Annotated in this window: 16 protein-coding genes; 5 read left to right on the plus strand and 11 right to left on the minus strand. The window is 62.8% G+C overall.

Annotated elements, in window-relative coordinates; translation table 11 throughout:
- Positions 1 to 646 precede the first annotated feature (646 nt).
- Together E7813_RS02565 and E7813_RS02570 are read left to right on the plus strand one after the other, a co-directional pair.
- Positions 647 to 3,307, plus strand: a complete 2,661-nt coding sequence (locus E7813_RS02565) for an adenylate/guanylate cyclase domain-containing protein (RefSeq protein ID WP_291570548.1) — start codon at positions 647 to 649, stop codon at positions 3,305 to 3,307.
- 393 nt (positions 3,308 to 3,700) lie between these two features.
- The gene (locus E7813_RS02570) at positions 3,701 to 4,576 is read left to right on the plus strand and encodes a J domain-containing protein (protein ID WP_291570550.1); all 876 of its coding nucleotides are present in this window, start codon (positions 3,701 to 3,703) and stop codon (positions 4,574 to 4,576) included.
- A gap of 60 nt (positions 4,577 to 4,636) precedes the next feature.
- On the opposite strand, the gene E7813_RS02575 is transcribed toward E7813_RS02570, so the two are convergent.
- The 4 genes from E7813_RS02575 to E7813_RS02590 are packed head-to-tail and all read right to left on the minus strand — an operon-like array spanning position 4,637 to position 7,761.
- The gene (locus E7813_RS02575) at positions 4,637 to 5,032 is read right to left on the minus strand and encodes a cupin domain-containing protein (RefSeq protein ID WP_291570552.1); all 396 of its coding nucleotides are present in this window, start codon (positions 5,030 to 5,032) and stop codon (positions 4,637 to 4,639) included.
- Between the two features lie 15 nt (positions 5,033 to 5,047).
- Complete coding sequence (locus tag E7813_RS02580; RefSeq protein ID WP_291570554.1) at positions 5,048 to 5,998, minus strand: polyphosphate kinase 2 family protein; 951 nt, start codon at positions 5,996 to 5,998, stop codon at positions 5,048 to 5,050.
- Between the two features lie 18 nt (positions 5,999 to 6,016).
- On the minus strand, positions 6,017 to 6,718 hold the full coding sequence (locus E7813_RS02585) for an NUDIX hydrolase (protein ID WP_291570556.1): 702 nt from the start codon (positions 6,716 to 6,718) through the stop codon (positions 6,017 to 6,019).
- A gap of 14 nt (positions 6,719 to 6,732) precedes the next feature.
- A complete protein-coding gene (locus E7813_RS02590) occupies positions 6,733 to 7,761 on the minus strand; it encodes an ABC transporter substrate-binding protein (RefSeq protein WP_291570558.1) in 1,029 nt (342 codons plus the stop codon).
- Between the two features lie 248 nt (positions 7,762 to 8,009).
- On the opposite strand from E7813_RS02590, the gene E7813_RS02595 reads away from it, so the two are divergent.
- Positions 8,010 to 8,465: a cupin domain-containing protein gene (locus E7813_RS02595; protein WP_291570560.1), complete on the plus strand. Its 456-nt coding sequence runs from the start codon at positions 8,010 to 8,012 to the stop codon at positions 8,463 to 8,465.
- 140 nt (positions 8,466 to 8,605) lie between these two features.
- Here E7813_RS02595 and E7813_RS02600 read toward each other — a convergent pair whose 3' ends face one another.
- Together E7813_RS02600 and E7813_RS02605 are read right to left on the minus strand one after the other, a co-directional pair.
- The gene (locus tag E7813_RS02600) at positions 8,606 to 9,394 is read right to left on the minus strand and encodes an ABC transporter permease (protein WP_291570561.1); all 789 of its coding nucleotides are present in this window, start codon (positions 9,392 to 9,394) and stop codon (positions 8,606 to 8,608) included.
- A 148-nt stretch (positions 9,395 to 9,542) separates the two neighbouring features.
- Positions 9,543 to 10,370, minus strand: coding sequence for an ABC transporter ATP-binding protein (locus tag E7813_RS02605; RefSeq protein ID WP_291570563.1), 828 nt, complete (start codon positions 10,368 to 10,370; stop codon positions 9,543 to 9,545).
- A 142-nt stretch (positions 10,371 to 10,512) separates the two neighbouring features.
- On the opposite strand from E7813_RS02605, the gene E7813_RS02610 reads away from it, so the two are divergent.
- Together E7813_RS02610 and E7813_RS02615 are read left to right on the plus strand one after the other, a co-directional pair.
- Positions 10,513 to 11,313 carry an ATP-binding cassette domain-containing protein gene (locus E7813_RS02610; protein ID WP_291570565.1) on the plus strand — a complete coding sequence of 267 codons (801 nt, stop codon included), beginning with the start codon at positions 10,513 to 10,515 and terminating at the stop codon, positions 11,311 to 11,313.
- Complete coding sequence (locus E7813_RS02615; protein ID WP_291570567.1) at positions 11,310 to 12,884, plus strand: ABC transporter permease/substrate-binding protein; 1,575 nt, start codon at positions 11,310 to 11,312, stop codon at positions 12,882 to 12,884. The genes E7813_RS02610 and E7813_RS02615 overlap by 4 nt, the downstream gene beginning before the upstream one ends.
- Positions 12,885 to 12,913: 29 nt before the next feature.
- Here E7813_RS02615 and E7813_RS02620 read toward each other — a convergent pair whose 3' ends face one another.
- From E7813_RS02620 to E7813_RS02640, 5 genes are all read right to left on the minus strand, one after another.
- Positions 12,914 to 13,846 (minus strand): aspartyl/asparaginyl beta-hydroxylase domain-containing protein, encoded by a 933-nt coding sequence (locus E7813_RS02620; RefSeq protein ID WP_291570569.1) that lies wholly within the window; start codon positions 13,844 to 13,846, stop codon positions 12,914 to 12,916.
- A 174-nt stretch (positions 13,847 to 14,020) separates the two neighbouring features.
- The gene (locus E7813_RS02625; protein ID WP_291570571.1) at positions 14,021 to 15,007 is read right to left on the minus strand and encodes a VOC family protein; all 987 of its coding nucleotides are present in this window, start codon (positions 15,005 to 15,007) and stop codon (positions 14,021 to 14,023) included.
- A gap of 139 nt (positions 15,008 to 15,146) precedes the next feature.
- Positions 15,147 to 16,856, minus strand: coding sequence for a sulfatase-like hydrolase/transferase (locus E7813_RS02630; protein ID WP_291570573.1), 1,710 nt, complete (start codon positions 16,854 to 16,856; stop codon positions 15,147 to 15,149).
- A 190-nt stretch (positions 16,857 to 17,046) separates the two neighbouring features.
- Positions 17,047 to 17,898 (minus strand): SDR family oxidoreductase, encoded by an 852-nt coding sequence (locus tag E7813_RS02635; RefSeq protein WP_291570574.1) that lies wholly within the window; start codon positions 17,896 to 17,898, stop codon positions 17,047 to 17,049.
- Positions 17,899 to 18,086: 188 nt separating this feature from the next.
- Positions 18,087 to 19,394: an MFS transporter gene (locus E7813_RS02640; RefSeq protein ID WP_291570576.1), complete on the minus strand. Its 1,308-nt coding sequence runs from the start codon at positions 19,392 to 19,394 to the stop codon at positions 18,087 to 18,089.
- Positions 19,395 to 19,523 lie beyond the last annotated feature (129 nt).

Genomic DNA, 19,523 nt, shown 5'->3' on the forward strand with positions numbered 1-19,523 from the left:
CCTCCGATCAGAGGGCGCAGGGAATGCCGGGCGCCCAATGCGCCCGCAGCCTGGCAGGGCAGAAAAACAAGCCATGCCAGTAACAGTCACCACGGTCACACCGGAAATCACCCGGCATTCCCCGCACAATGGTTTTAACGGTTTCCTTCGTGCTCTCCCCGGTGACCGGGCTTTCTTGCCACCGTCGCCAGCGGATCACTCCGCCGACTTGACGCCAGCGTCGGGGCGTCAGGACCACACGACTTCGCCGTCCGCCTCTGGCGCATTCGTCAAAGCGCCATCCGCGTCCACCGCATCCCGTTCCAACGTCCATGACGATCGCGAAACGCCCCTCTGAGTGGGACGGGATGGGAGAGATATACGCCTGATTTGGTGATTCTGAAAATCAGAATCTTTTTACTGATGGGACTTGACAGTTCACTGATTTGCCGGGTCGCGTAGCCCAGAGGCGCAAATCCTAAATTGAACGGACTCGGCCGATGTCCGCTGTGCGGTTCATAACGGACTCAGGCCAACATCGCGCCATGTCCGAAAAGTGCCAATAGGAGACTTCGCAGCTGGCGTTGCACTGAGTACAGCAGTTCCATCAATCGAAAAGATGCATTAATCTCATAGTCGGCACAATCAGGTGGCGACGGAGCAGGCGATGGCGGAGCGACCGGCAGGTACCGTCACGTTTCTTTTTACAGACATCGAGCAGTCAACCCGCCGTTGGGACGAGCAGCCTGACCTCATGCGGCGGCAGCTTGCCGAGCACGATGCCGCGCTCAAGCAAGCCGTCGCCAGTGCAGGTGGGTTTTTGTTCAAGCATACCGGCGATGGCGTAGTCGCCGCCTTTGCATCACCCAGAGCCGCTCTCGATGCCGCGGTAACTGCACAACAGCAACTCACTCTGCCCGTCCGCATGGGCATCTGTACCGGCGAAGTCGAATCGCGCGACAATGATTATTTTGGGCCGGCATTGAATCGCGCCGCTCGGACCATGTCGGCTGCTCACGGCGGACAGATCCTGATTGCTGCCTCGACCGCTTCGCTAGTCAACGGGATCGATCTTATTGATCTCGGAAGACATCGCCTTCGCGACCTTTCGCAGGAACAGCATCTGTTCCAGGTGCGTATCGAAGGTCTCAAACTGGATTTTCCGGCGCCACGGACGCTCAACGCGTTGCCTGGCAATCTCCCGGCTCAGGCGACTAGCTTTCTCGGGCGCGAGCAGAACATCGTCGAGCTCGCCGCGCTCGTGCGCGCAAACCGGCTCGTAACCCTGACCGGCGTCGGCGGCGTCGGCAAGACGCGTCTCGCGCTGCAGGTGGCAGCCGATGTGGCGCCGGACTTTCCTGACGGCGCTTGGCTCGTGGAGCTTGGCAATGTCACAGACCCAGGTGCGATTGGGCACGCGGTCGGCGCGGTTCTCGGAATTGCGCAACAACGCGGCACAACGATCGAGGACAGTGTTGTTGGTGCGCTCAGCCGCCAGCGCCTGCTATTGCTGCTCGACAATTGCGAGCATCTAATCGAAGCCGCTGCGGCGCTCGTCCAATCGATCCTGGCGCGCTGCGCACAGGTCGTAGTGCTCGCCACCAGCCGCGAGGAGCTGATGATCGACGGCGAGCGCAATTGGCCAGTCGCTTCGCTCTCCGTCAGCGATGACCTCCGCTCGGCGGCGGCTCGCCTATTTGTAGATCGAGCTCTCGCCGTGGCTCCGGATTTCCAGGCGGACAACCATAGCGAAGCGATCGCCGAAATTTGCCGGCGCCTGGATGGCATTCCGCTGGCAATCGAGCTTGCGGCAGCTCGCGCCCGAAGTCTAAGCCCCGCCCAAATCCGCGATCGTCTCAACGAAAGGTTTCAGCTGCTTACCGGCGGGCGCCGCGCACTGGAACGACACCAGACGCTTCGCCATGCCGTACAATGGTCCTATGATCTTCTGTCACCGCAAGAACGAACACTGCTGGCGCGCATTACGGTGTTCGCCGGCGGTTTTTCTCTGGAAGCCTGTGAAAAGGTTTGTAGCGGCGGCAATATCGAGCCAGACGATGTGCTAAATCTTCTGGACTCGCTGGTACGAAAATCGCTCGTGTGGGCCGACCACAAGGGCGCAGCGGTGCGCTTCGGTTTATTGGAGACTATCCGGCAGTTCGGGGAGGAACAACTTCCGTTGAGCGGCGAAGCCAGTGCCGTGCGGTTGGGCCACGCGCAATTCTTCGCCGACGATTCCGCTCGCAATTTCCAGACGTGGCTAAGCCCGCGTCAGGCCGTTGCCTACCAGTGGCTGGACCAGGAGATCGACAACCTGCGTACTGCGTTTCGATGGTCAAAGGACACTGGCCACGTCGATCTGGCATGCACCATTGCCTCGAACATCGGTGACATGGGGCGTTTCGTGGTTCGTGACGAAGCTGCATTCTGGGCGGAAGAGATCGTCGACGCCGCGCGCACAATCAGGCACCCGCGTCTCATCGTCCTGCTGACGTGGGCAGCTAGCACTGCCTGGAGCCTGGCACGGACTCAGGACGCTAGGCGATATGGCGCCGAGGCCATCTCGTTACCCGACAATGCGCACTTCGATCCGTTCGCATGGGCGTTCTCTGACCTCGCGACAATCGCCATGTACGAAGGAGACGGCGCAAGCGCCGTCGATTTGATCACCAAGGGCGCCGAACGCGAAGGTGATCGGCACGGGCGTTTCAACCTGGCGTTTGTGCCGTTTTTCCTGGCAGCCTGCGGTCGCGATCAGGAGGCTCGAGCGATCGCCGACGAGACGATCATGAAAGCGGAAGCCACCGGCGTTCCCTGCTCGATTGTCATTGCCTGGTGGGGAAAGGCGAACGCGTGGGCTGCCCTCGATCCGGTGCAGGCGCTAACATGCTACGAGCATGCCGCCACTCTTGCGCGCGACACCGGCAATCGCCTGTTTGAATTAATGGTGGTACCGCAGATGGCCGCACTGCAGGCCAGCAGCAACGACCCAACGACGGCACTCCGAAGCTTTCGACAGATGCTCGGTATGTTACAGCGCTCTCCGGACCTGATGATTGCTGTCGTCGGGATTGCCAGCCTCGTCATACTGTTTGAACGGATTGGCTCTCCAGTTGCCGCGGCACGGTTGAGCGGCGCGCTCGCGGCATTTTCGGCGCTGGACCATTCGCATACGAGTGTTCGCGAGGCTACAGTTCGACTACGCAAGACGCTCGGCGAACGAACCTTTGATGAAGAAAGCCGTAGAGGCGCGGCTATGAACTTACGCCAGTCGGCTGAGTATGCGGCCAGGGAGGTCGAACTAAATCTCGTCGAACGCGAAATTTGAATCTTCGTCGCCAAAAGGCCAACACACCAACGCATCTTGGAAAATAACTCCACGCCGAAGAGAACCAATACAATCGGTCAATAGCTGACGCCCGCGGAAGACCGTGGCATGTCCGGATCGGGTCAAAAGGCGAAATAATCGCTCTTAGAGTCCGCTTTACCCCTGTGAGCGGACCCAAGTCAGACGTTGCTGGAGGTCCGGTTTGTGGCAAGACCGGAATTAGGACCACGGCTCATTCGATCGGGGCGAGAATCCTGTCACGCGAGCGCCTTGGTTGTGCCACAACCCGCGCCCGCCGCCGCAACGAAGAGGTCACTCTTCTGCCGCACTGGATCAACAATATTCACGAGCGGTAACGTTCAGTTTTGTATGTGTGCTTGAGTAAAATTCGCGATGAAAACGCTTTACGATTTGCTCGAAGCCCTCCCCGGCGATGACGCCGAAGACCTCAGGGCCGCATTCCGCAGGGCGGTCAAGGGCGCTCATCCCGACATGAGGCCCGGCGATCCGGATGCGGCGCTGAAATTCCGCGAGATCGTTCGCGCCAGCGAAATCCTCGGCGATACCGAGCAGCGCGCGGTGTACGACGACCTGTTGCAGCTCGCGCGCCTGGAGCAGAAATCGCTTGGGCACCCCTTCGCCGCCAGGATGCGCAAAATTGTTGCCGGCATGAGCGCGATCACCTGGGCCGCGACCGTGACGGGGGCAGGATATTTCATGTTCATGTACATGTCGGCCGCACCGGTTGCCTCGATCATCAGTTCCGGGACGGCAGCCGCATTCCCTCCGAAATCCGAGCATAGAATCGTTTCGGGCGAACCAGTCGTGACCCCTGCCGTATTGGCCGAAAGCTCCCCGGAGGCCGATCCTGCGTCCGATGCCGACGCGGCTGCCGACCTTGCCGCAAGCGAGACGAAATCCAGGCTTGCGGAAGGACTTTCTGCCTGCGGCAACAGCGACCTGAAACTCAGGCTCGCCGACATGGATGACGTCTTTCAACTCGATACCAAGCTCATGCCGGCCTATGTCGACCCCGGCGTCATTTTCTACCGCACTGAAAAGTCCGACTCCGTATTCCCCGACATAGCCGGCGCGAAACGGATCGAAAAGGCAGGCCGCGCCAAATCCGCGCCAACGACGTCCCGGAAGCGGCCATTTGCTCCGGCCGCAATCACAACGTCCGTGATCCCGCTACCACTACGGCGAATGACAGCGCAGGATTCGGCGCGCGGGGGAGAAACGATGGCGTCGGCGGTAAGATTGCGCTGAAAACGCAAGGTTCGGCGGGGCCGCGAACGGACCCCGCCAGTCGCCGTGCCGGGGTCGCCCTTATCGCCGGTACTGCTGGTCCGAGACCTTTTCCATCCAGTCGACCAGCTTGCCGTCGAGGGATTCCTGGATGGCGATATGGGTCATCGCGGTGGCGGGCGTGGCGCCGTGCCAATGTTTCTCGTTCGGCGGAAACCAGATCACGTCACCGGGCCGGATTTCCTCGATCGGGCCTCCCTCCCGCTGCGCCCAGCCGCAACCGGCGGTCACGACCAGCGTTTGACCGAGCGGATGGGTGTGCCAGGCGGTCCGGGCGCCGGGCTCGAACGTCACGCTGGCGCCGGCCACGCGCGCCGGAGCAGGCGCACTGAACAAGGGATCGATTCGAACCGCGCCGGTAAAATACTCAACCGGGCCTTTGCCGGACGGTTGCGAACCGCCTCGCTTGATATCCATCTCCAGTTCTCCTTTTCATGCTCCGGACGCCTTCTTCGTCGCGCCCTTCCTCGTCTTCCGCTTGCCCTCATTCTCCAGCGCGGCCCGCACCCGCTTGAATTCCTGCAGCGAGGCGGCATCGGCCCTGGGAAATCTCAGGTCGAGTTTTTCAAGCGCGCTGACGACCGTCGAGCCGATCACCACGCGTGCGAACCATTTATGATCGGCCGGCACCACATGCCACGGCGCCGTCGCCGTCGAGGTGTGCCTGACGATATCCTGATACACCGCCTGGTACCGCGTCCACCGCGCGCGCTCGGTGATGTCTCCCATCGAAAATTTCCAGTTCTTCGCGGGCTGGTCGAGCCGCTCCAGAAACCGCTGGCGCTGCTCCTCCTTCGACACGTTGAGGAAGAACTTCAGGATCAGCGTGCCGTTGCGCGCAAGATAGCGCTCCACCGCCGAGATATCCTCGAACCGTTCGCGCCAGATCTTCCTGGTCATCAGCACAGGCGGGATCTTCTCCTCCTTGAGCAGTTCCGGATGCACCCGCGTCACCAGGCATTCCTCATAATAGGAGCGATTGAAGATGCCGATCCGGCCGCGTTCCGGCAGCGCGATCATGCTGCGCCACAGAAAGTCGTGATTGAGTTCGTGCGACGTCGGCTGCTTGAACGAGGTGACCTCGCAGCCCTGCGGGTTGACGCCCTCGAAGATGCTCTTGATGGTGCTGTCCTTGCCGGCGGCGTCCATGCCCTGAAAGATCAGCAGCAGCGACCAGCGGTCCTGCGCGTACAGTTTTTCCTGGAAATCGCTCAGCCGCTTGCGGTTGGCCTCCATGATCTTTTCGCCCTTGTCCTTGTCGAGACCGCCCTTTTCATCGGTCTTGTGCGACCGCATGTGGAACTCGCCCGATCCGTCGAAGCGGAACGGCGCCACGAAAGGCTCAAGTCGGGCTGCGAGGTTTTGCGAGGACTTCTTGCTCATGACACCACAACACCCCTGCTAGCTGTTTAGTTGCGCTTCGATGAACGCGGTGACAAAGCGCGGCATCGCCGATGTGAGATCGCTGGTGTTGCGCACCAGCTGGATCGCGGCCAGTTCGGGCTGGTCCTGCCGGGCGAGGTTGGCCTCGATCCTGGCGCGCAGCCTGTCGCCGGTCATATCAACATTCAATATCCTGATCATCGCGATGGCAGCACCCGACACCACACAGTCCCAGTATGCGCCGGCCCGATAGTCGGCCGGTGTCAGGCCGGTTTCTTCCTCGACCTCGCGGGCGACGCTGCCGGGTATATCGACCATGCCGCCACTGAGATCGCCGGGATCGGGGGTGCCGGACGGGAAATAGATCCGTCCGGCATTGGCGGTATGCCGGCCCATTTCACCCATCACGAAGGCGCCGTCGGCAGAACGCAGCGCGCCCATCCCGAAACCGTTGAACACGTCCTTGTCGGGAAAACCCCAGTCGCGCCACGCCAGGAAACTGGCGAAATCGACTTCGAAATAGCTGGCGCTGAAACGCTGTCCGGCGAAGACGGGATGGCGCGCCATCAGGATGCGTCCGTTCCAGATTTCCGGCTTCTCGCCGCGCTTGCGCGCAAAATGCGCGTCGATATCGCCGCGCCGCTCGTCCGCGAACGGCCACGGCCAAGGCCGCAACCTCAAATCAAGCGTCGTGACGCGATGAATGACCGGCGGCGTCATGCGGCCATCAAGCTTTATTTCGCATTCATTCCCGTGGTCTTTTTGGCCTGGTCGACATATTTGTTGGTGTAGGTTTTGGTGACGTCGATATTCGCCTTGGCGACCTCGGGCGAGCTCTCGCTGAACACCGCAAGCACCGCTTCGGCGCCCTTGGGGTCCATCTTGCCGGTTTCCGAATACATCGGGATCGTGTTCCTGAGCGCGGCTAGATAGAGCTCCTTGTTCTTGCCGACCATTTCGGGGGGCATTTTCGCCATGATGTCTTCCGGCGAATGCGAGTGAATCCACGCCAGCGTATTCATGATCGCATTGGTCAGGGCCTGCACTTCCTTGTCATGCGAGGCGACCCAGGCCGTGGTGCTGTAGAGCGCGCCGCCCGGATATTCGCCGCCGAACACCGCCAGCGTATCCTTTTGCGTGCGGGTGTCGCTGAGGATGCGCAGGTCCGGATGGCTGCCTTGCAGCACGGTGACCGAGGGATCGAGCATCACGGCGGCGTCGATCTGGCCCTGCTCCATCGCCGCCACCGCGGTGGCGCCGAGCCCGACGCCGATCACCGAGGCGCTGGCCGGGTCGAGGCCGTTCTTCTTCAGCAGATATTTGAGAAAGAAGTCGGTCGAGGAGCCGGGCGCGCTGACGCCGACCTTCTTGCCGGCCAGATCCTTGATCGATGTGATCTCGCCATTGTGCGAGGGCGACACCACCAGGACGAGGCCGGGATAGCGATCATAGACCACGAAAGCCTGCAGCTCCTGCTTCTTGGCGGCGAGATTGACGCAGTGGTCGAAATAGCCGGAAACCACGTCGGCGCTGCCGCCTAGCACCGCCTTGAGCGCATCGGAGCCGCCCTTGAGGTCGACCAGTTCGACGGCAAGACCGGCTTTATCGAATTCGCCGAGCTGCTTGGCCAGCACGGTCGGCAAATAGCACAGGCAGGCGCCGCCCCCGACCGCGATCGTGATCTTGCTTTGCGCTGCAGCAAGATCAGACATCAGAAACAGCGCCAAAAGTGCCGCGGCCAGCCTGCCAAACATCGTTCTCATGGTTTCCTCCATCGTTGGCGGCACGGTAAAGCAACCCACCGGCGTTGAGAAGCCGACTTTGGTGCCAACGTCTGGTGTCGGGCACGACAGGCGGAAGTGCCACCCGTCGCGCTTCCGGATGGGGTTTATTCCACCGACCGCGCAAAATTTTTGTCATCGGGCCGCTGGCGCCCTGGCAGATCACCCGCTGGCCAATCGCGGTTTCAGGGCTTAGCATCCGCCCCACAAAAAATGCCAGGGAGGAGTCCATGAATCGCATTGTTACGACGTTATCGATCGCGGCTGCGTTTGCTGCCGGCTGCGGCGTGACGCACCTACTGCGGCCCGCGCAGGCCGCTACCGATGTCTTCACCGCACAAGTCATTCACACCGGCGAGTTGGAAGGGGATGCGCTTAGCCCGGCCAATGCATCCGGGATGCGCAACAAGCTATTGGCTTCCGCCGACGGCGCTACGTTGGCAATACAGGACGGCAACACGCCCAAGCATTTGCATCCTGTCGCCAACGAGATCCAGTACATCCTCGAAGGCACCGGGACGCTGTGGCTCGGCGACAAGGAAGTGAGGGTGAAGCCGGGCGACCTCGTCATCATCCCCCACGGCACCCCGCATGGCGGCACCAAGCCGGACGGCCGGACGTTCAAGGCGATCGCGATCAAGACGCCGCCGCAGGCACCGGATGACACCAAGTTGCTGACGGATTGACGACGGTCTTCCAGCCGTCATTGCGAGCGTAAGCGAAGCAATCCAGCTTTCTTGAAACAAGCTGGATTGCTTCGTCGCGGAGCCTGTCATCGGGCGCGCGTTCGCGCGACCCGGTGGCTCCTCGCAATGACGGACGGGCGTTACCCGCGCCCGTCGGCCGCGCCTGGCCGCCACACCAATAGCCGCCGCTCGACCACCGTTACCGCAAGGTCGATCAGGATCACGAAGGCCGACAGCACGAACATGCCGGCGAAAACGCCGGCGACGTCGAACACGCCCTCGGCCTGCTGGATCAGATAGCCGAGCCCGGCGGCGGAGCCGAGATACTCGCCGACCACAGCGCCCACCACGGCGAAGCCGACCGAGGTGTGCAGCGAGGAGAACATCCACGACAGCGCCGACGGCCAGTAGACGTGCCGCAGCAGCTGCCGTTCGCTCATGCCGAGCATGCGGCCGTTGTCGCGCAACGTGGCGCTGACTTCCTTGACGCCCTGATAGACGTTGAAGAACACGATGAAGAACACCAGCGTGACGCCGAGCGCTACTTTCGACCAGATGCCAAGGCCGAGCCACAGCGTGAAGATCGGCGCCAGCACGACGCGTGGCAGCGCGTTGGCCATCTTCACATAGGGATCGAATACCGCCGCGACCCGGGGCTGACGCGCGAACCAGAAGCCGACCATAACGCCGCCCAGCGAGCCGATCGCAAACGCAAGAATCGACTCCCATAGCGTGATCAGCAGGTGCTTCCAGATCACCCCGCTTGCGAACCAGTCGACGATCTGGCTGCCGACGTCGACCGGGTTGGAAAAGAAGAACGGCGGCAGCAGCATGCGGCCGAACACCGGCACGGTGGCCAGCAACTGCCACAGCCCCAGCATGACGACGGCGACCGCTATCTGGCAGACGAGCAGCTTCAGGCGCGACATGACCATCCTCTCCCAGCGTCGTCCCGGCGAACGCCGGGACCCATACGCCGCGTCCTGTCGTTTGAGCGATTTCCTACCGATCTTCCAAAACAACGAAAATCGGGATTATGGGTCCCGGCGTTCGCCGGGACGACGTGAGAAAGGCCTGTCACGCGGCTCCCTCCGCGGCTTGCGACGCCTGCGCGTAGCCCTTCAAGACCTCATCCTTGAGAACACTCCATATCTCGCGGTGAAGTGCGTGAAATTCCTTTTCCAGCCGCACCTCCATGATGTCGCGCGGCCGCGCCAGCGGCACGCGCCAGTCGCCGATGATGCGCGCACTCGGTCCCGCCGACATGATCACGACGCGATCGGCCAGCGCGATCGCCTCTTCGAGGTCATGGGTGACGAACAGCACCGCCTTGCGGTCGGCGCTCCACAGCTCCAGCAACAGGTTGCCCATGATCTGGCGCGTCTGGGCATCGAGCGGCCCGAACGGCTCGTCCATCAGCAGAATCCGGGGATCGCGGATCAGCACCTGGGCGAGCCCGACGCGCTTGCGCTGGCCGCCCGACAGCATGTGCGGATAGCGGCCGCCGAACGCGCCGAGCCCGACCGATGCCAGCCAGCCTTGCGCCCGCGCCAGCGCTTCGGCCCGCGCCACGCCCGATACTTCGAGGCCGATGGCGACATTGTCGAGCGCGGTCTTCCACGGGAACAGCGCATCGGCCTGAAACAGGTAGCCGGCCTCGCGATTGAGCCCGGTCAGCGCGGAATCGAAGATTCGAACCGCGCCCGATACCGGTTTGAGCAGGCCGGCGGCGACGTTCAGCAGCGTCGACTTTCCGCATCCGGTCGGACCGACGATGGCGACGAACTCGCCATGCTCGATCCGTAGCGCGGCGCGCTCGACCGCGGTATAGACGCGCGCATCGGCCAGGCGAAACGCCACCGTCGCGTCCTCCAGCACGACCGCCGCCGGCTTTGCCGTATCCACTGCGCCCCTCCAGGTTCGGACGATGCATTAGCGCCTTGGCGCGACAAGTTCAACGAAGTGCTACAACGTGGTAAGTGAGGCTAACGCTGTTCTCCACCCTCCCCTCCAGATCCCCCCAGGGGAGGGTGAAGGAAAAGACTGAATGCAAGACGCACCCCCGATCGCATTTGCGCATGTCGGCAAGAGCTTCGACGGCGGCCGCGGCGCCGGGCCGGTCGTGGCGGTGAACGACGTTTCGCTCGAGGTCGCCGCGGGCGAATTCCTCGCCATCGTCGGTGGCTCGGGCTCGGGCAAGACCACGCTGCTGCGGCTGGCAAACCGGCTGATCGAGGCCGACAGCGGCAGCATCCGGATCGAGGGCGAGGATGTGCGCGCGGCCGATCCGGTTCGATTGCGCCGCCGCATCGGCTATGTGTTCCAGAGCGGCGGGCTGTTTCCGCATATGAGCGTCGCCGGCAATATCGGCATCACGCCGAAACTGCTGGGCACGCCGGCGGCGGAGATCGCCGCGCGCGTCGATGAGCTGCTCGACCTGGTGCGGCTCGACCGCAGCCAGCACCGCGACCGGTTTCCGCATGAGCTGTCGGGCGGCCAGCGCCAGCGGGTCGGCGTCGCCCGGGCGCTGGCGGCCAAACCCCGCATCGTGCTGATGGACGAGCCGTTCGGCGCGCTCGATCCCCTCACCCGCGACGCGCTCGGCGACGATTACCGCGCTTTGCATCGCAAGCTCGGGCTGACCACGGTCATGATCACCCACGACATGACCGAGGCCATCCTGCTTGCCGACCGCGTCGCGGTGATGCGGGACGGACGGCTGTCGGCGCTCGGCACACCATCGGAGCTTTCCGCCAGCGGCGACGCTTATGTCGGCGAGCTCCTGCGCACGCCGCGACGGCAGGCCGAGCGGCTGAGAATGTTGCTGCCGCGGGATGGCGCGGCATGAGCCTATTTTCCGATCCGCGCTGGAGCGAGGCGCTGGCGCATCTGCCGGATTATCTCGGCAATCACGTCCGCGTCAGCCTGACGGCGCTGGCGCTGGGATTATTGGTCAGCCTGCCGCTGGCGATTGCGGTCCGCAACCGTCGCATATCGCGCGGCGTGCTGCTCGGCCTTGCCAGCATCGTGCAGACGGTGCCGGGCCTGGCGCTGCTCGCGCTGTTCTACCCGCTGCTGCTGGCGCTGGCGGCATTGTCGCTGGCCTGGTTCGGAGCTGGTTTCTCGGCGTTCGGGTTCCTGCCCGCGGTGCTGGCGCTGGCGCTGTATTCGATGCTGCCGGTGCTGCGCAACACCATCACCGGCCTGCAAGGCGTGGACCCCGCGATCCTGGAAGCCGCCCAGGGCGTCGGCATGACAGCGCGGCAGTCGCTGTTCATGGTGGAATTGCCGCTGGCGCTGCCGATGATGATGGCGGGCATCCGCACCGCGGCGGTGTGGGTGATCGGCACCGCCACGCTCTCCACCCCGATCGGCCAGACCAGCCTCGGCAATTACATCTTTGCCGGATTGCAAACCCAGAACTGGGTGTTCGTGCTGTTCGGCTGCCTCGCCGCGGCCGTGCTGGCGCTGGCGGTCGATCAATTGCTGGCCTTGATCGAGACCGGCCTGCGCCGGCGCAGCCGCCTGCGCGTGATATCAGGCGGCATCGGCATCGCGGCGCTGGTCGCGGCGACACTGGCGCCCTCGCTGGCGCGTTCGCCGTCGAGCTACATCGTCGGCGCCAAGACCTTTGCCGAGCAATATGTGCTGGCGGCGCTGATCGCACAGCGGCTGCGGGCGGCGGGACTGACCGCCAGCTCGCGCGAGGGCCTCGGCTCCAATGTGATCTTCGATGCGCTGGCATCCGGCGACATCGACGTCTATGTCGATTATTCCGGCACGCTGTGGGCCAACCAGTTTCACCATACCGACATCAAGCCGCGCGCGGAATTGCTCGGCGACCTGACGGCGACACTGGCACAGCAGAAAATCACCTTGCTCGGCGAACTCGGGTTCGAGAACGCCTATGCGCTGGTGATGCCGCGCCAGCGCGCCGATGCGCTCGGCATTCACTCGATTGCCGATCTTTCAGCCCATGCGGCAACGATGTCGATGGCGGCCGATTACGAGTTCTTCTCGCGGCCGGAATGGGCCGGGCTGCGCGAGGCCTACGGCCTGTCGTTTCGCGCGCAGCGGCAGATGCAGCCGGACTTCATGTATGCCGCGGTCGCCTCCGGCGAGGTCGATGTGATCGCCGGCTACACCAGCGACGGGCTGATCGCGAAATACGACCTAGTGGTGCTGGACGACCCCAGGCACGCGATCCCGCCCTACGATGCGATCGTGCTGATTTCGCCGAAACGCGCCGCCGATCAGGCGCTGCGATCGGCGCTGCAGCCGCTGCTCGGCCACATCGATATCGCCGATATGCGCGAGGCCAACCTGCGCGCCGCCGGCGGTGACGGCGCCTCGTCGCCCGATGCAGTGGCGCGCTGGCTATGGGACAAGATCGGCAAGACCGGGGCGCAAAAGCAATAGCGACGCGGCACGCACACACGCGCGCCGCGTCAAAGGAACGCGGTGGCCAGGAACGCTGCGAATATCCCGCCCAGCAGCAGGTATTTCACCGCGTAATAGACCCGCCTGTTCCAGGCCTTCATCCGCTTGCCGACCAGCCGTATATGGTAGACGTAACCGAAGATCCGGTTCACCAGGCCGACACGCTCGCCCTCTTCGTTCTGGGTGGCGCTTTCGTTGATGATGTGGCGGCTGACCCAGCGGTTGACCGCGGTCATCGCCTTGGTGTGCAAGGGGCGCTCGACGTCGCAGAACAGGATGATGCGGTTGTCGCTGGTGGTGTTCTCGGCCCAATGCACATAGGTCTCGTCGAACAGAATGTCTTCGCCTTCGCGCCAGCTATAAGGCTCGCCGTCGATGAAGATCCGGCATTCGCCCGGCGATTTCGGCACCAGCAATCCCAGATGATAACGCAGCGAGCCGGCATAGGGATCGCGGTGCTCGAACAGACGGCCGCCGGACGGCAGGCTGGCGAACATCGCGCCCTTGACGCTCGGGATCGCACTCACCAGTTCGACCGTCTTCGGGCAGTTGGCGATCGCCGACGGCAGCGGCTGTTCGTACCATTTCAGATAGAACCGCTTCCAGCCGCCGCGAAAGAACGAGTTGAAGCCCGCGTCGTTATATTTATCGGCGGCCTTGATCTGTCCCCGGGCGAACAGCGCCAGCGCTTCCTCGCGGATCACCTGCCAGTTGTCGCGAAGCAAGGTGAGTTCGGGGATCGCGTCCTGGCGCAGGATCGGCTGGTTTGGTACCGCCGAAAACAGGTACATCAGCACGTTGTAGGGGGCCATGAACGTGGAATGATCGGAGAGCTGGCGCCAGTATTTGAGCCGCACCTTGCCGCGAAAATGCACCGCGATGGCCGTGCCTATCCCCCAGGCGAAAATCAGGAACTGCGGTGTGAACAGACGCATCAGCATAGCGAGAGAAAACCCTTCCGCGTCAAGACTAACAGCATTGAATGGCTTCGCTCAATACGGCATCGGCGAGGCAGCCGTGCGGAATATGTTTTGAGTCCGGCCGCCTGCAGGCCGTGGAAATTATCCTGCGGTGTATCTGGGCACTCTCGACCAAGAGTTCGAGCCGCAAGAATTCTATTGCCCTTTGCCTCGCGTCGCGTCCCACCAGGGGCAGATGCCGGCCATGCGTTGGTAGTTGCCTTCCATGACCTGAACGGGGGCGCGACGCGTACCGACATCGGGCACAACCGAGGGCGGCGCTCCGATGTCCTCAAATAGGCCCTTGTGGCCCCAGAAGCTGCCTACGCTGGCCATCTCCACAGGCGGCGTTGTGTCGTCGACCTCTTTGCCGCCCCAGCCGCACTCTACGTAAATCTCGGACGGGGTGCGCATGTAATACGACGTCATCAGGTCATTCGGATGGCGACCGAGTGTGGCGACGATTTTCTCTGGGGTACTCTGCAGCAGGTCATAGCCTTGTCCGACATCGTCAAGCTGATAGTACTCGACGAGCAGGTGATGCATGCTGCGCACCGGTGCCGCGACGATGGCAACGCTGTGATGGCGCGCGTTGACGTGCATGAAATAGGCCTTCAACGGCGCGACCATGAAGTCGCTGATGCGAAAGCCGAGCAGGTCCTTGTAGAAAGCCAGGGCAGCGTCGATGTCTGGGACGGTCAAAAGAGTGTGTCCCATTCCTTGCGGGCCGGTGCGGAAACCGGAGACGTCCCGGCTGGGCTTGAAGGTAGCGTCGGCGATATGGGCGCCATGGAAGGCTTCCAGGCGGTTGCCGGCAGGGTCAGTGAAAGAGATCAGGCCCGTCACGCAACGCTGGTCAGCAAGAGCCGCGGGTTCGCGTTTCACGGCGACACCGCCGGCTTCGAGGCGGCCGGCGAGTGAGTCGAGTGCAGCGGCGTTGGCGACTTCCCAGCCGAAGACCTGGGTGCCAGCTTCGATGGCGCGATCGATAAACAAGCGCTGCTTGCGGTCGTCCATGCGGAAGGCGCGCATCGAGCTGGCCCGGTCCGCGGATTGCATGCCGATCGTAGACGTGGCGAAAGCCGCCCAGTCGTCAAGGTTCGATGCGCCTAAGCCAAGATAGCCAAAAGCCTGGATTTCCATGCACTTTTCTTCCCCGTTCCCACACAAGGGTAAGAGGCGGCGAACGTCATTGCAACCGGAGTATTGGGTATCCGGTGACAAGCCGATAAGGGGGGTTGTAGCTTCCAGCTGTGCGGAACGTCGTTAGAGTCCGGTAGCCCTATAATCCGTGGACCAGGCCGGCGTCGATCAACAACCGGTTGAAGCGCCGGGCTTCGGCGCCGTCCTTGCAGGCATAGAACAGGCCTTTACAGCGCAGCATGATTCTCTTCTGCTCCTCGAACGAGGGATCGAGCGGGATGCCGGCGGCTTCCTGGATCACCAGCGGCAGATAGGGTCCGTCGATCGTATCCATCACCACCGGGCTCTTGACCGGCTCGAAATTGATCGCATCGATGGCGTAATAGGTCGCGTAGTAACGCGGGTCGTAATTGTCCAGCTTCTTGCCGACGCCGGCTTCATCGAGACCGGGATCGAGCAGATGCGGCGAGAATTCCGGCTGATGATCGCCGTAGCGCACGATCAGAAACGGCTTGCCCGGAAATTTCTTTTTCAGGCCGGCGATGAAGGCGGTGTAATCGCCGGCGCTCATCGCCTGCCGGCGCAGATATTCGTCGACCACGGGCTCATTGCCGGGCCGGCGCCAGAACGGCATCAGGTCGGGGCGGAATCTCGTCTCCCACGGGAAATGATTGGCGGCGAGATAGACGAAGGCGAACAGCGGCGCATCAGGCGTTTCCTGCGCCATCAGCTTCAGCGCCGAATCGTAAAAGAAACTGTCGGGCTCGACATCCCTGGCGCCGAGATCGTGCGCGTCGAAGAAATGCTGGATGCCGGTGGTCAACTGGAAACTGCGCGCGCTCATGAAGGCGCCGAAGGCCGGATAGAGCGAAAGCGTATTGTAGCCGCAGCGGCGCAGCGCCAGCGGCAGTCCGCGCTCGACGCGGCTCGACGCGATGCGGGTCACGAAATAGGCGAACCGGCCGAACGAGCGCGACGACAGCCCGGCCAGCACGTTGTATTCGGTGAACCAGCTCGGGCCGCCACTGCTCTCGGCCAGGAACTTGCGCTCCTTGCCGTCGTACGAGTTGAAGTGGCTGCCATAGCCCGCCGGCACCTTGACGCCATCGGCCTCGCGAACGTCGAAACTGGATTCATCATGGATCATTATGATGTTGGGCCGCCGCCCGGCGGGATGGCAGGAATCCAGCAGCGGCACCTTGAGACGCCCGGTCGCCACCGCGTCCGATTCCATGAAGCCGTAATTGATGAAATCCGATACCGCGATCACGCCGGAGCGGGAAAACTTCGACAGGTAGCCGTCATCGTAATAGCCGCGCCACGCTTCGTCGGGCCACGCAAAGGAATATCCGACCAGCGCGGCAAGACAGGCCAGCGCACCGGCCGCCGCCGGCAGCCGGCGGATGCGGAACGGATCGAGCCACCACAGCGCGTACATCAGCGGAACGACGAGGAACCCCGCAGAGATCACCGACCAGCGCAGATTGGGGAAGATGGTAAACAGGAACGCCGCGGTGTCGCGGTCGATCACCATCAGGTCGACGAAGTTGGCGGTCATCTGCACGATGTCGTGCTTGAGCCGCGACAGCAGGATCAGCACCACCACCAGGGTCAGCGACAGCGCGCCCGACAAAGCCGGACGCCTCAGCAACGCGATCCAGAAGAAGTTCAGGATGCCCCACGACAGCAGAAAGCCGGTGCGCGAACCGAAATCGGTTTCGGTCTGCAGCATGACGGCCAGCGCCGCCAGGTGCGGTGCGGCGACCGCCAGCAGCCGCCAGATGCCGATTGCGGCGAGGCCGGTGGCGGCGACGGTAGCGGACGGACCTGGATTTGGCGCGGACGCCATGGCGGGACGCAACTACACCCGGCACTGCCTGAAGGGCCTTGGCTGGCGATGACCAGAAGGCGGACGCCGCAGCCGGAACCTGTGGCATGTCATAAAAATGTAGTGGAACCGTCATCGCGGCGCAACAGAAGCGGTTGGATTCCTGGATCCCGCAGCCAATTTCCGCCTGGCAACCTTACCGCGGGCGGGATCAGGCCGGCGGCAGCAACCCGAGGCGTTTGGCGATGATCTTGTCGACCATCCGCTTCGGCAGGATGGCCGTGATCAGGTGCCGCATCGGATCCGGGGTGATGGAATAGCGCACCTTGGGATTGGCCGAGGTCAGGGCTTGCGCGATCCGTTCGGCCACCTTCTCCGGCGGCAATCCGATCCGGCTCAGGTATTTGGTGAACTGGCGGACCTTTTCCAGCGCCGGCAAATACGGCGAGTTGCTGTAGGCGGACATGTCGACCTCGTCGCCCTTGGCCCAGATCGGCGTCTTCACCGCGCCCGGCGCCACCGTGATGACGTCGATCCCGAACAGCATCAGTTCGCGGCGCAGGCTCTCGGACAGTCCCTCGATCGCGTGCTTGGATGCGACATAGGCCGACGACAGCGGGTTGCCGCTTTTGCCGGCCACCGAGCTGATCATCACGATCCGTCCCGGCTTTCCCTTCAGCGACCGGTCGGACCCGAGCAGCGGAGCGAACGCCTGGGTGGCGATGACCGGTCCCATGACATTCACTTCCATCTGGCGGCGGAACTGGTCGGCCGACAATTCAAGCAGCGGTCCCGCCACCGCAACGCCGGCATTGTTGACGAGGCCAGACAGCGTCTCGCCACCGAGCGCCGCGCAGACCTCGCGGGCGGCGGCCAACACCGCCGCCTCGTCGGTGACGTCGAACAGCAAAGGGGTGAAGTTGGCGCCGAATTCGCCCTTGAGGCGATCGGCGTCGGCCTGCTTGCGCACGCTCCCGAACACCCGAAAGCCGCGGTCGAGCAGCAATTTGGCAGTCGCCCAGCCGATGCCGGTCGACGCCCCGGTAATGACAACAGATTGCATGATTGACCCTTCACGTCATGGCGAGCGCAAGCCGCACAGGAGAATTAAGTTGCTTCGTGGCTCACGCTCCTCGCAATGACGACGATAGCACCTTCAGTGACGGCAGCGAAACCGAGGAACCGTTGCGGCGGTGCGCTCCCTCGCCCCGCGCGCGGGGAGAGGTTAGCACCACGCAGCTTTCAACATCATCATTCCGCAGGTGCGCCGATCGCCGACGACGGCAAGCGATTGGGAATGTGCAGAAACAGCGCGCAAACGATTGCAGCGATCAGGCCGAGCAACGCCAGTCCATAAAGACCACCCGAGTAATTGCCGGTCAGGTCTTTCATGACGCCGACATACCAGGGCCCGAAGAAGCCCCCGAGATTGCCGATCGAGTTGATCCAGGCGATGCCCGCCGCCAGTCCGGCGCCACTGAGGAACATCGGCGGCATGGCGAAAAACGGGCCTTTCGAGCCATAAAAACCCATCGCGGCGATCGACATTCCCACCAGCGCCCACCACGTTCCCATCGTCATGCCGGCGATCGCCAGCCCGACGGTCGAGAACACGCAGCCGATGAACAGATTCCAGCGCCGCTCGTTCATGCGGTCGGATATCCGCCCCCACACCACCATGGCGATGGCGCCACAGATATAGGGAATCATGGTGAGCCAGCCGACCGTCATGTTGCTGTAGTCGCCCAGCGATTTGATCATCTGCGGAATGAAGATCAGCATGCCGAGACTTGCCGTGACGATGCCGAAATAGTTCAACGCCAGCAGCAGCACTTTCGGATTGTACAGCGCCTGCCACAGCGTGAATTTGCGCACCGCTTCGGTCGCGCGGCGTTCGGCGGCAATCGTGGTGACGAGCCAGTTGCGTTCCTCGGCGGTGAGGAATGTTGCCTGTTCAGGCCGGTCGGTGAGCACGAACAATGTGATCACCCCGATCACCACCGTCGGGATTGCCTCGGCGATGTACATGACTTGCCATCCGCGCAGGCCGAACAGGCCGTCGAGGCCGAGCAGCCCCGTCGATATCGGCGCGCCGAGTGCCACCGCAACCGGCAGCCCGACCAGAAAGCCCGAGACGATGCGGGCGTGATGCTGGCTCGGAAACCAGTAGGTGAAGTAAAGAATAATGCCGGGAAAGAATCCGGCCTCGGCGACGCCCAGCAGGAAGCGCACGATCGCAAAGCTCGTCGAACCTGTAACCAGGGCGGTCATCCCCGCCAGGATTCCCCAGGTGATCATGATCCGGGCAATCCATATTCTGGCGCCGATCTTTTCCAGGATGACGTTGCTCGGCACCTCGAAGATGAAATACCCCCAGTAGAACATCCCGACGGCAAATCCGAAGGTGCCGGCCGACATGCCGATATCGCTGCGCATGGTGAGCCCGGCGAAGCTGACATTGATCCGATCGATGTAGGCAAGCACGTAAGACAAGACTGCAAACGGCAGCAGACGCAGATAGACCTTGCGCATGGTCGAGCGCTCGAGCGTGCGGTCCATTGTTTCCTCCCCGGAATTTCATGGCCAGCCCGGCTTATGCCGATGTTTTGATGGTGTTAGGGTAACACAACGCGCGGCTAGCGCATCAGTCTAAAAGGCGAAGTCACTCTTCGCCGCGATGCGGGACGA

This window comes from Bradyrhizobium sp., from assembly GCF_004799405.1.
Taxonomy (GTDB): domain Bacteria; phylum Pseudomonadota; class Alphaproteobacteria; order Rhizobiales; family Xanthobacteraceae; genus Bradyrhizobium.